This window comes from Acidithiobacillus sp., from assembly GCF_023229925.1.
Lineage (GTDB): Bacteria > Pseudomonadota > Gammaproteobacteria > Acidithiobacillales > Acidithiobacillaceae > Acidithiobacillus.
On record NZ_JALNYM010000001.1, the window covers coordinates 572,558 to 585,071 of the forward strand.

The 12,514-nt window shown below is 60.8% G+C and carries 11 protein-coding genes; 3 read left to right on the top strand and 8 right to left on the bottom strand.

Going from position 1 to position 12,514, the window contains the following annotated elements:
• Window positions 1-57 precede the first annotated feature (57 nt).
• Together M0P56_RS02975 and M0P56_RS02980 are read right to left on the bottom strand one after the other, a co-directional pair.
• On the bottom strand, window positions 58-1,095 hold the full coding sequence (locus M0P56_RS02975) for an AI-2E family transporter (RefSeq protein WP_291508557.1): 1,038 nt from the start codon (window positions 1,093-1,095) through the stop codon (window positions 58-60).
• A 102-nt stretch (window positions 1,096-1,197) separates the two neighbouring features.
• Entirely contained in the window at window positions 1,198-2,058 is an 861-nt protein-coding gene (locus M0P56_RS02980; protein WP_291508558.1) for a PHP domain-containing protein, read from the bottom strand.
• 103 nt (window positions 2,059-2,161) lie between these two features.
• On the opposite strand from M0P56_RS02980, the gene M0P56_RS02985 reads away from it, so the two are divergent.
• Window positions 2,162-2,887, top strand: coding sequence for a hypothetical protein (locus M0P56_RS02985; RefSeq protein WP_291508559.1), 726 nt, complete (start codon window positions 2,162-2,164; stop codon window positions 2,885-2,887).
• A 93-nt stretch (window positions 2,888-2,980) separates the two neighbouring features.
• On the opposite strand, the gene M0P56_RS02990 is transcribed toward M0P56_RS02985, so the two are convergent.
• Window positions 2,981-3,583, bottom strand: a complete 603-nt coding sequence (locus M0P56_RS02990; RefSeq protein WP_291508560.1) for a peroxiredoxin — start codon at window positions 3,581-3,583, stop codon at window positions 2,981-2,983.
• 213 nt (window positions 3,584-3,796) lie between these two features.
• On the opposite strand from M0P56_RS02990, the gene fdxA reads away from it, so the two are divergent.
• Window positions 3,797-4,120: a ferredoxin FdxA gene (gene fdxA, locus M0P56_RS02995; RefSeq protein ID WP_291508561.1), complete on the top strand. Its 324-nt coding sequence runs from the start codon at window positions 3,797-3,799 to the stop codon at window positions 4,118-4,120.
• On the top strand, window positions 4,117-5,805 hold the full coding sequence (locus M0P56_RS03000) for an ABC transporter ATP-binding protein (protein ID WP_291508562.1): 1,689 nt from the start codon (window positions 4,117-4,119) through the stop codon (window positions 5,803-5,805). Before fdxA ends, M0P56_RS03000 begins: the two co-directional genes overlap by 4 nt.
• A gap of 13 nt (window positions 5,806-5,818) precedes the next feature.
• Here M0P56_RS03000 and M0P56_RS03005 read toward each other — a convergent pair whose 3' ends face one another.
• From M0P56_RS03005 to gcvPA, 5 genes are read right to left on the bottom strand one after another with little or no spacing between them, the layout of a single operon-like run.
• Window positions 5,819-7,837 carry a transglutaminaseTgpA domain-containing protein gene (locus M0P56_RS03005; RefSeq protein ID WP_291508563.1) on the bottom strand — a complete coding sequence of 673 codons (2,019 nt, stop codon included), beginning with the start codon at window positions 7,835-7,837 and terminating at the stop codon, window positions 5,819-5,821.
• Complete coding sequence (locus tag M0P56_RS03010; protein WP_291508564.1) at window positions 7,837-8,838, bottom strand: hypothetical protein; 1,002 nt, start codon at window positions 8,836-8,838, stop codon at window positions 7,837-7,839. Before M0P56_RS03010 ends, M0P56_RS03005 begins: the two co-directional genes overlap by 1 nt.
• Window positions 8,835-9,743 carry a MoxR family ATPase gene (locus tag M0P56_RS03015; protein WP_291508565.1) on the bottom strand — a complete coding sequence of 303 codons (909 nt, stop codon included), beginning with the start codon at window positions 9,741-9,743 and terminating at the stop codon, window positions 8,835-8,837. The genes M0P56_RS03010 and M0P56_RS03015 overlap by 4 nt, the downstream gene beginning before the upstream one ends.
• A complete protein-coding gene (gene gcvPB, locus M0P56_RS03020) occupies window positions 9,740-11,170 on the bottom strand; it encodes an aminomethyl-transferring glycine dehydrogenase subunit GcvPB (RefSeq protein WP_291508566.1) in 1,431 nt (476 codons plus the stop codon). Before gcvPB ends, M0P56_RS03015 begins: the two co-directional genes overlap by 4 nt.
• Window positions 11,167-12,510, bottom strand: a complete 1,344-nt coding sequence (gene gcvPA, locus M0P56_RS03025) for an aminomethyl-transferring glycine dehydrogenase subunit GcvPA (RefSeq protein ID WP_291508567.1) — start codon at window positions 12,508-12,510, stop codon at window positions 11,167-11,169. The genes gcvPB and gcvPA overlap by 4 nt, the downstream gene beginning before the upstream one ends.
• Between the last annotated feature and the right edge of the window lie 4 nt (window positions 12,511-12,514).

Genomic DNA, 12,514 nt, shown 5'->3' on the forward strand with positions numbered 1-12,514 from the left:
CACCGATTAGATAGGCAGAAAGCCTGTGCGGTTCCATAACTGCAATAATTCGCGCCACTACTCCTGCAGGCGAATGCGCCGCTCCCAGGCACGCCATACCCCGCGCGCCAACAGCACCAGAATAGGTCCGATGATCAGGCCGATCAAGCCGAAGGCTTCCGCGCCACCAAGAATGCTGAAAAACACCAGAAAGAAAGGGGCCTGCGTCTGCGATCCGGTGAGCAGTGGGCGTACCACCAAATCCGCCACGGTAATCACGATAAGCCCCCAGGCGAGAACAAGCAGACCAGCTACCCAATGCCCCGTAAAGGTGAGCCAGAGGGTAGCCGCGCCAACTATGGCCGTGGCGCCAAAGGGTATCGGCGATATCAGTGCGGTCGCGACCAACCAAAGAGGCCACATGCTCAGGCCCGCAACCGCGTAAGCGATACCAATAAACATGCCCTCTACCACACCCACACCAATGAGGCCGATCAGCACCGAACGCGCGGCATCCCGGCAGGCAGCCAAAAACCGATCGCCGCGATCACGGCCCCAGAGTTGGGTAGCCCCCAGACGCAGCGCCTCCGTGAGACGCTCACCGTGCAGGGCCAACGCAAAAACGGTCAGTGCCGCAAAAAACGTATGTAACGTAAATATCCAGAGCTGACCCAGAGAATCGGTGATGAAGCCGGAATGGGCACTGAGCAGCGCGGAGAGATAGGCACCGTTCAGCCCATGCAGATGGCTGAGCAACCAGTGCCCCACGTAAGGAACCTGCATCACTTCCGGCGGCACATCGACGAGCGGACCACCTGACTGCCAACGGGAGATAAGCAGAGCTACCTGAGGCAAGACTGAATCAACGATAAGGACCGCGGGAATAATGATGATCGCCACCCACGCCAGGGCATGTATAAGCGAACCCAGCCAGCGCGGTAGATGAAACCCCTGCTCCAGGCGCAACTGCCAGGGCCAACCCACTGTGGTCAGCACAGCCCCCATCAGCAAGGGGCCAGCGAATGGGCTGAGGGTATACGCGGCGCCAGCGTAAATCAGCAGCAACACCAACATGCCCCAATTGGCGTAGCGTGATGGTTCTTGGCTTTTTTGCACTCCGTTCCCCTGATATGGATCCACCATGGAGTGCAAAGCTACCATAGTGCCGTGCCAATGGAAATGTGCATAAGCGCCAGAAAAACCGACAAGATTGGCCGGTCAGTGCGGGTGAATACCGGCGCGCTCCCAGACCGGCACGACACCGTCAGGCAAGGTGAGCAGATGACCGATGGCCGCGTGGCCAACATCCGGGCCATGGAAGTCGGAGCCGACCGATCCGACCATGCCCAGTTGTCGGGCGAGCCGCCCCAGATGCTCGCGATCCCCGGCCGCCTGACTGCCGGAGCAGACCTCAAGGCCAATGCCCCCCGCATCCCGGAACTCGGTGAGCAACGCACGCAGCCGGGTACCGCTGAGTTTATAGCGGCCAGGATGGGCCAGAACGGCGGATCCACCTGCCGCGTTGATCCAGCCAACCGCTTCAGGCATGGGAATCCAGTCGCTGGACACGTAGGCCCTACAACCGCGCCCAAGATATTTGCCAAAGGCCTCGCTCGCGTCTGCACAATATCCTTCACGTACCAGCCAGCGCGCAAAGTGACTACGCCCGACCATACGGCTGCCCGCCATCGCTCGCGCTCCGGCTTCTGCGTCACGAATACCGGCGCCTTCTAATAAGCGCCCAATTTCTAAGGCACGCCAGTCGCGGAAGGCCATAATCCGGCTCAAACCTTCCTGCATGACGCCATTCGCGGGGTCAATAAAAAGGCCAACAATATGGATGCCCTGGGTACTCCATTCGCTAGAAACTTCAACGCCGGGGATAAGTTGAATGCCCATTGTCGCCGCCTGCGCACCGGCCTCCGCAAGCCCCGCAGTATTGTCGTGGTCAGTCAGTGCCATGACGCGCACCCCGGCCGCATGCACCCGCTTCACCAGGTCGGTGGGCGTCATGGTGCCATCGGAAGCCAGAGAGTGCATATGCAAATCAACAGGAGAAACGGGGCTTGGGTGCGACATGAGAAGATTCCTGAATAAAGAGGACGCCGCTCACTGCGGAATCCGACGCCATTCCATGTTAGCATAACACGCTCTACTTCATCGGGCATATCGGAGGCAAGCAGTGGCTCCCATTCTGGACATCTCTGGCGCACAGAAGCGCTTTGAACAATACGCCAAACCCCTTCTTGGTGCCTTTGCCAAGAGCGGTATCGCCACCGGGGAACAGATCACCCCGCCGATGATCGTGGACGCACTGCGCCAGCTTTTCACACTGCTGGCAACGAACGTTGCCTCCTGGGATCCCTCCCTACCCGCCGACGAACCGGAACGCATCGGCGACCTGACCATCGGCCTGCTGATGGATCTTGCCACCTGGGCCGAGCGCCTGGGTGAGCGTCAGGCGAAGGTCGCCCTGGAAATGATCACCGTCAGTCTCGCAGCGTGGGTATGTAATCAACACGGCGCCCTCCACACGCTGGAGCCGATCGTCAACGGCCTGGCCGTTCTGGCCAATAGTTGCGGCGAACCCGACGAACTGCGTTCCCTGGCCCAATTGATGGGCAGGGTAAAAGACGCCGCATCCGCAGACTATGGCACCGATCTGGACGGTGTTGATCCACACCGGCCCTGGCGTATCCTGTTATTGAATTGGGGCATCACCGCGACGCGTGCGCAGGATCCAGCGGAAATGCGGCGTGCTTTTGCAGCGCTGGTGCACCATTTACCTAGCGATGCGCCATTATTCTTTCAGGAAGGACGCCAGCAAGTGACCCGAGGTGATTTTCCGGACGAGGTGAAGGTCGTCATGGAAGAAGCGGCAGAAAGTGCCGGACGTGGTCTGCACTAAATCGCAATTACACGGCCCGGTTTGACATCCGGGCCATGTAACCTGTCCACCCCCACAGGTTCCTACGATGGGCGCAAACAGGATAACCGGCAATCAGAGCTCTTTGCCGTGATGCGCCAGGAAGTCAGCAACACCCTCACTGGTCGGCTTCATGCCCGCTTTGCCCTTCTCCCACTGTGCCGGGCAGACTTCGCCATGCTCTTCAGAGAATTGCAGCGCATCCACCATACGGATCATCTCGTCAATGTTACGGCCCAGGGGCAGGTCGTTGATTACTTCATGACGTACCACACCGCCGCGGTCGATCAGGAAGGAGCCACGCAGCGCCACCTCGTCATTGAGCAAAACGTCATAATTGCGCGCGATGCTCTTGGAGAGGTCAGCCACCATGGGGAGCTGGATATGTCCAATGCCGCCCTTCTCTTCCGGCGTGTTTTTCCAGGCCAGATGAGTAAAATGGGAGTCCACACTACAGGCGATGACTTCCGTATTGCGCGCCTTGAACTCCGAGAGACGGTGGTTGAACGCGAGGATTTCCGAGGGGCAGACGAAGGTGAAATCCAGCGGATAGAAAAACAATACGGCATATTTTCCCTTGATAAACTGAGAAAAATGAAAAGCCTCATTAATAGTGTTGTCAGCCATGACCGCGGGGGCCACGAAATCGGGAGCAGCTTTGCCTACCAATACAGCCATCGTTATTCTCCTCTGTTGAAACGGCAGGATGAAGTCCAGATTTTTACTATAGCGAACTTTTCTATATTTCGCTACGTCTTAGATTATGGTGGACGACATGGGCAAAATTCCCAGAGTGGGCAGTACGCTTTCCTTAGGCTAGAATAGGTTCCCAGCCCACCGGGCGATCCCGGTCATAATCCATTAGACTAAAATGTGAGGAGCTTGGCCCCCATGACTTATGTGGTGACTGAATCTTGTATCAAGTGCAAATATACCGACTGTGTAGATGTCTGCCCGGTGGACTGTTTCCGCGAAGGACCCAATTTTTTGGTCATCGACCCCGATGAGTGCATCGACTGCACCCTCTGCGAGCCCGAATGCCCTGCGGGCGCCATTTTCCGCGATGATGACCTGCCCGAAGGTCAGGAGGAATTTGAGGAAATCAATGCCCGCCTCGCCAAGATCTGGCCTGCCATCGTTCAAAAGAAAATGGCGCCCGAGGATGCGGATGCCTGGCTGGAAGTAAAGGATAAACGGGGTCTTCTCGAAGAGTGAACAACGCTGGCGTGCCCGCCACATGGCGATCTCCCAGCTTTCGCCGCCTGCTCGGTCTGGTCCACGCGTATCGCGGCCGCATCCTTTTCGCCACACTCTTCATGGTGATTTCCGGGGCGGCGACCGGTGGCGTAGCGTATATGATCAAGCCGGTCCTCGACCGAATCTTCATCGACCGCAACGCCAGCATGCTCGTCTGGTTGCCCCTGGGCGTCATAATGATCTACGCCGTTAAAGGCGGCGCCGATTACGTACAGGCTATCACCCTGGTCCGGGTGGAAGAAGACGTTTTGCGCGGTCTGCGCGAGCGTCTTTATGCCCATACCCTACGCCTGCCCCTCGGCACCCTCATCGACAGCAGTCACGGTAGCACCCTGTCGCGAATGAGTCTGGACCTGACTTTATTGCAGCAAGGCCTCTCGGTGCTGGCGCGTTTCTTCCTTTCCACCTTCCAGATCATCGCGCTCATGGCGGTCGTGTTTTACATGAGCTGGAAATTAGCGCTGATCAGCTTCATCACCCTGCCCATCGCGTTTTATCCGTTGATTCGTTTCGGCCAGAAGCTACGCCAGCGCGGTGAACGCCAACAAGAGCAGATGGGCCAGATCATGGACCAATTTTCTCAAAGTCTGCGCGGCGCCGAAGTGATCAAAAGCCAGGGTGCTGAAGACTTTGAGGGGCAGCGTTTCGGTATTCAGGCGCGTCACTACTTCGACCTGATGATGCAGATTGCCCGCATCCAGAAGGCGACGGTTCCTATCATGGAGATGATTGCGGCGCTGGGCATTGCGGTCATCATCTATCTGGGGGGCAGTCAGGTGGTGAATGGCGGGATGACGACGGGGGCCTTCTTCAGTTTTCTGACGGCGCTGGGGATGATCTATGAGCCCCTGCGCCAGCTCTCCTCGGCAAACAATCAACTGCAACAAGGTCTTTCTGCCGCAGACCGGCTCTTTGCCTGGCTGGACCAACCGGCAGAGGCCAGCCAGCGCTCCCCGACGCCGTGTCCCTGGGGCACTTGGCAGTGCCACGATCTCAAGTTGGAATTGGGGGGCGAAGCCATTTTACATGGCCTCCAGTTTACCATACCCCCTCTCAGCACGACGGCCATAGTCGGCCCCAGCGGCGGTGGCAAAACCAGTCTGGTGCGGGTGATGCTCGGCTTGCTGCCACCCAGCGGGGGAGACATTACGGTGGCTGGGCGGTCCATCCGCGATCTCCCTCCCGGCGATTACCGGGGTTATTTCAGCTTTGTGGCTCAGGAGCCCGTACTCTTCAGCGGCACCGCTCTGAGCAATATCGCCTATGCCGATGCTCAACCCGACCACGAACGCGCCGAGGCAGCCGCGCGGCAAGCGCACGCTTGGGAGTTCTTAGCTCCAATCGGTGGGCTGGAAACGATGATCAAGGGCAATGGCGGCAATCTTTCCGGCGGCCAGCGCCAGCGGCTCGCCATCGCCCGTGCGCTCTATCTGGATCGCCCCGTGCTCGTCCTTGACGAAGCCACCAGCAACCTCGACAGCGAAAGTGAAGAACGCATCGCCGAAACCCTCGGCGCCCTGCACGGACGAAAAACCCTTATCATCGTCGCGCACCGCCCGCGCACTACCCGTCTCGCCGACCAGATCATCCACCTGGAGCGCGGCCAGATCGCGGCCGACGCGCCGGAACACGGCGCCGCATAGCGGCCTTAAACATTCAGGAAGTTTTTCGCAACGATTGGCGCAGCGCAACCAAGGCCTCAGATAGAAGCCGGGCGCCATCGGCATCCGGCGTGGGACCATAACGCTGGGTCAGATAGATTTCACGCACAGATGCCCACTGATCCGCAGGCACCGGCAACTGTTGCCAGAACAAGCTGTCCACGCCCGGTCGAACATCTCTCAATCCCAAAGTGCGCAAGGCGCGCGCCGCATGCTGGCGCCAATATCCATCCTTACCCTGATCCGCCCGATGGCGGCGCCACAGCAGCCAGACCATTAGCAGCAAAACGCTGACCCCCACCAGCCAGTAAGCGAGTACGGCGTGCCAGTGCCAGTCCGACGCTTTCGGCCGCCAGCGCGGCGCATGCGCAGACGACTGCGCCATCTGCATCAGTTGCAAACCCGCTGAGTTCCAGAGGGCGCGCTGTTTGGCCGGGGTCAAGTCGATCACCATGTTGATCCATTGCCATTGCATCCAGTCCCAAAGCTGTTGAGCGCCGGGCACCACGTGGGGGGCTAAGGTACCGGTCTTGCTGCCCCCCTGACTGGGCGCCATCAGCGCAGGCGTCGCATCCAGCCGTACCCAGCCTCGTCCCGGCAGCCAGGCCTGCACCCAGGCATGGGCCATGCTCTGCCGCACAATCCAGTAGCTGCCCACTGGGTTGTACTCGCCACCGTGATACCCGGTCACCACCCGTGCCGGAATTCCGTCCAGTCGGAGCAGCAGAGCCAATCCGCCGGCGTAGTATTCGCAAAAACCCGTATGGGTATGGAGGAGAAAATCCGCCATGCCCTGCCCGTGGGGGTAACCCGTCGGCACTTGCAGGCTGTAGCGGAAAAAGGGCTCTTGAAACCAGTGCAGCAGACGCTGCACCACCACCGCATCGCTACCGCCCACAAATCGGGCCGCCAACGCACGCACGTCCGGGTTGGTGTCGGCAGGTACCTGCAGGGCCGCGGCGCGCTCCGCTGCGGAGAGCAGACGCGGTGCGGCAGGCGCAGACCAGACGGTATAGCGCATGGGCAGACCGGGCGCCTTGTCCAGACGCAATACGCCGTCCGCCTGCTGCTGGTAGGTGACCGGGATATTCAGACGATAAGGCGCAGCCAGGGCAAACAGATAATTACTGTTGTCGGGGCTTAGAACGATTTTCTGCCGAACGCCTGTGGCACCAGCCTCGGCAGATACAGCGTCCTGCCCCATGGCGGCAGGCGGATCTGGCACCCAGCTCCGGCCCTCATCGCGCCAGAGGATCGCACCCACCCAATATAAACGCTCCGGGTCAGCGGGCGGCGGACTGATCTGCGCCCGAAAGACCGTGGCGGAGTCGAGGGCCAGATGCGCCATGCTGTCTGGCGACAAATCCGCGCTGAAACCCGAATGCACATCCCCCTGTGGCGGTGCCCAAGCCCAGAGCGGCGTCGGCGTACGCGGCAATATCAGAAAGAAAATGGCCGTCACCGGCAACAGCACCAGCAGAAAAACCAGACTGAAGACCAACATATATCGGAAATCTCGCCAGCGCAGTCCTTCCGTCGTGCGCTCCACCGCGGCATCGGCTAAAGGCTGCCAAAGCAATCCAAGCAGGGACAGGTATACGGCCGCCAACACAAAAATTCCGAGCAGAACATCCACGCGCAGCCACGCTGCCACCCCCATGCCCAGCAGCACCAGCGCCGCCACCTGATAAAAGTCGCGCTGGCTGCGTATTTCCAGCGCCTTCACCGCCAGCAGCACCAGTACCGCCTGACTGGCCATCGCCAGCCAGTTGCCCCATCCGGCCAGCAGCAACGCCAGCGCCAGCAGAAAAAGACCCAACATCAAGCGTTGCGCCGCACTGAACCAGGGCAGACGCCCATGCCAGGCCCCATACAGCCCGAGACCGGTCGCCACGAACCAAACCCCCATAGCCCAGAGTGACGCCTCCGAACCCAGCGCGAGGAGCAAAAAGACACCCATCAAGGCCGCCAGTAAGGAACCCACACTACGCGCGGGAATGCGCAGCCCAAACATCAGTTCACCTCTCCCGAATGCGGCAGGCGCCGCAGCCACTGGCCAGCCGTGCGCAGTCCCCAAGGCAGGGGGGCACGTTGATCAGTCTCCCGGAGCACCGGCAAAGGCGGCTGTTGCGCCAGCAACAATAAGGCCTGATCCAGACCCGCGCGTCCGCGACCGCTCACTATTCCGCCAGGCATCCGCAGTTGCCACGCCCAGCCCCGTTCCCGCGCGATGTCCAGCGCCGCGCGGAGTATTTGCAGGCGCTGCTCCACCGGCCAGCGTTGCAGCGTCACGTCTTCCCAGTCGAGCAGGATCCGTCGCTGCCCTGCATGCTCCCGCTCACGGGTAGGCAAGCGCAACTCCCCCTGCACGCCTAAAGACCAGTCCACCCGGCGCCAGACTACAGCGCCAAGCCCTTCTCCGGGCAGACGCTCCCGCACCCAGAGCAGATCACCGCTGCCACCCGGCTCACCCCCCTCTGTCTCCTGCTGACCCAGATCTGCCGGTAGCAACGATGGCTCGTCCGCAGCGGGGGCCACCCAGGGCTGATCCGCTGATTTCATCGGGAGATGCATACCGCGCCAGACAAAAGCAAAAGGAAAGGCAGAACCCATCCGTAGCGGGGGTAACAGCGGCTGACCGCGTAGGAGCGGGTGCCAGCTCAGGGCTACCAATGTTTCCTGGCGCGCACCTAGGCGAGTCACGGTGCGTCGCACGTCGCCTAAGCGCAGTTCCAGCAGCCACAGCGGCCAGGGACGTGGATTATGAATGCGCAGGAGCAGTTCACCCCGCTCTCCTGCGGTAAAAATCTGGCCGGGCAGCACGACGGCACGCACCCGCCAGAGGTTGCCGACGGCGACGAAACCGGAGAGGACCATAATGGCCAGCATCATGGAAACCAGCAGGAACAAGACATTATTACCCGTGTTTACGGCAGAAAAGCCGAGGGCCAGGGTTAGCCCGACAAAGACCTTACCAGGACGGGAAAGACGTACCTCCCGCCGTTTGCGACTCACGGGCCAAAACCCCAGGTATCCTGCATCAGCAGTGCGGCCAATTCATCACCGCCCAGCGATGCACTGGACAGCAAACGATGCCCCAGCACCGGCACCGTCACAGCGCGCAGGTCGTCGGGCGTCACAAAATCTCGACCCGCTAGAAAAGCCCAGGCCTGTGCGCTCGCCTTGAGCGCTAGCAAGCCTCGTGGCGACAAGCCAATCCGCACCCGTGCATCCTCACGGCTGCGTTGCGCCAGCGCCAAAAGCATTTCCTGTAGTTCCGGACTCAGGAATAGCGCCGCAACTTCTGCCTGCCACTGGCGCAGCAATGCGGTATCGGCCAGTGTTTTCAAATCGCTAGGCCGTCGGTTTTCCGCCGCCAGCAACCGCCGCTCCGCCTCGCGACTGGGATACCCCAGTGACAAACGCAGGGTAAAGCGGTCCAGTTGACTCTCTGGCAGCGGGAATACCCCAGCGTGCTCCTGCGGATTCTGGGTGGCGATCACAAAAAAGGGTTTAGGGAGCGGAAAGCTCTGCCCGTCTGCCGAGACCTGTCCTTCTGCCATAGCTTCCAGCAGGGCGGACTGACTGCGTGGCGAAGCCCGGTTGATCTCATCCATCAGCACTATGGCATGGAAAATCGGGCCCCGATGAAAGACGAAGCGCTGTTCGCGCGGATCGAAGAGACTACTCCCGAGAATGTCTCCGGGCAGTAGATCGGCCGTCATCTGCACTCGGGCAAAATCGAGACCCAGCAGATGCGCCAATCCCAGCGACAGGGTCGTCTTCCCCACCCCCGGCACGTCCTCCACCAGCACATGTCCCCCAGCCAGAAAGCCGGACAGAATCAGGCGCAGCGCCCGTTCTTTATCCAGCAACACTTCGCCGAGTGCATCGACCAGATCCGCCGGCGACGCCGTCACTGCGCGGCCGCCACATCCAGACGGCGCGCTGCTAGCGCTTCATCCAAGCGTCCTACCGGCAGATGATGGGGCGCTTCACGCAAGCGTTCCGGCTGCGCCAACGCCTCTTGACGAATCTGCGCCATCACCGCCACGAAACGGTCCAGCATTGCCTTACTTTCTGTCTCCGTAGGCTCGATCAGCAAGCACTCGGGCACCAATTGCGGGAAATAAATGGTCGGTGCGTGAATCCCGAAATCCAGCAGGCGTTTGGCTACATCCAGCGCCCGTATGCCCGTCGCCTTCTGCAAGTCGCTGACGCTCAGGATGAACTCGTGACTGGCACGCCGCTCCGGGAAAGCCGCCTGATAGCCCACCCGCTGCAATTCCCTGAGCAGATAATTGGCATTGAGCGCAGCATAAGCCGATACCCGGCCCACCCCCGCCCGACCCAGACGGCGTATATAGGCATGGGCGCGCAACAGCACACCGATATTACCGCCATGGGCACTGAGCCGACCGATGCTCTGAGGTAAATCACCATCGTCCAACCAGCGCAGAGCACCCTCATCGGCGCGGGTCACCATCGGCAGGGGCAGAAAGGGTCGCAGGCGTTCATGTACCGCCACGGCACCCGCACCTGGCCCACCGCCGCCATGGGGTGTCGCAAAAGTCTTGTGCAAATTCAGATGCATCACATCAAAGCCCATCTGGCCCGGCTGCACCCGTCCAAGAATGGCATTCAGATTAGCGCCGTCATAATAGAGCAGCCCCCCCGCCCCATGAATGCGTGCGGCAATATCCGCTATCCGCCGTTCAAAGACGCCCAGGGTGGAAGGATTGGTCAGCATAATCCCCGCCACATCCGGCCCCAGTTGTTGATCTAAAAAAGCCATATCCAGATCGCCGTCGGCCAAATTGGGAATTTCCACCACCTCAAACCCCGCCATCTGGGCACTGGCCGGATTGGTGCCGTGCGCCGCCGTGGGAATCAGCATCTTCCGCCGTCCATAGTCTCCGCGCGCCGCATGATAGGCGCGGATCATGGCGACACCGGCCAATTCGCCCTGCGCGCCCGCCGCCGGGGTCAGGCTCACTGCGGCCATGCCCGTTGCCGCCGCCAGCCATTCCTGCAACTCCCAGAGCACCTGCAGAAGTCCCTGCATAGCGGGAGCAGGCGTATCCGGATGCAGGCGCGCGAAGCCCGGCAACGAAGCCATGGTATGGGCAATCCGCGGATTATATTTCATGGTGCAGGAGCCCAGCGGATAAAACTGGGTGTCGATGGAGAAATTTTTCTGCGACAGGCGGGTATAGTGGCGCAGCACCTCCAGTTCCGCCGGGTTGGGCAGATTCAGGGGTGCCTTCCGCAGTAGCTCCGCCGGGATATCGGACGGCAACTCCACCGCCGGAAAATGGTGATCGTGATCGAAAATGGAATCGCTCATAAGGTCTCCAGCACAGCGGTCAAAGCATCGCGATACGCCAGCAGATCGGCCTCTTCCAGCAGTTCGGTGGTGCACACCAGCAGATCGCCCGCCTCCCCCATCCCCCAGTCAGAGAGCGGGATCCCCGCCAGCAGACCGTGGCCCAGCAGCGCATTCCGCACCGCCACGGCAGTATGTGGCAGACGCAGCACAAACTCGTGGAAGAAAGGTCCGCCATAAGGCAAACTCACGCCCGGCACGACCGTCAACAGTTCCCGCAGCCGCACGGCACGTTCATGGCAAAGCACCGCCGTCTGCTGCAAGCCGTGCCCGCCCAGCGTCGCCATGTGGATGGTCGCTGCCGTCACCATCAGGCCCTGATTGGTGCAGATGTTGCTCGTCGCCTTACCACGGCGGATATGCTGCTCCCGCGCCTGCAAGGTCAGACAAAAGCCCTCACGGCCCTGCCCGTCCACGGTTTTGGCGACCAGTCGCCCAGGTAACTGGCGCACGTGGGCCTTGCGGCAGGCGAGAAAACCAAAGTAAGGCCCGCCGCCGCTCAGGGGAATCCCCAGCGGCTGCCCCTCGCCCACCGCCATATCCGCGCCCTGTGTGCCCCAATCCCCCGGTGCCTTCAGCAAGGCCAGCGCCAGCGGATTGACTACCGCGACAGCGAGCAGACCATGGGCATGGGCCCAGTCGGTCAGCGCATCCACGGACTCCAGCAGACCCAGGGCGTTGCTCTGGGGAATAATCAGCGCCGCCGCATCCCCTGCATCCGCAGGCAATATCAGGGTGCCCATAGCGCGGTCATAAGGCACGCTCACCAAACGGATGTTTTGCAAACCGAGCACGCTGTCCAGCACCCGCCGCCAGCCCGGCAGCAGGTTCTCCGGCACCAAAATGGATTTGTCGCTGCCCTGAATCCGCAACGCCATCAGGCAGGCCTCGGCCAACCCCGAAGCCCCGTCGTAGAGGGAAGCATTACTCACCTCCAGCCCCGTCAGCCGCGTGATAAAACCTTGATACTCATAGATGACCTGCAGGGTGCCCTGGCTGGCTTCCGGCTGATACGGCGTATAAGCGGAATAAAACTCGCCGCGCCCGGTAATTTCCCAGACAATGGCCGGGATGTGGTGGGCATAAGCACCACCGCCCGCAAAACAGCGCAGCGGCGCGTTGCTGAGGGCACGCCCCTCCAGTTCGCGTTGCAGGGCCATCTCCGACAGCCCTTCGGGCAAGACCATGTCGTGCACTTGCAAAGCCGGTGGAATTTCATCAAAAAGCTGGTCGAGGCTGTCAACGCCAACGGCGGCCAACATCACCGCCGTTTCCAACCCATCGTGGGGAATATAGGGCATTTAC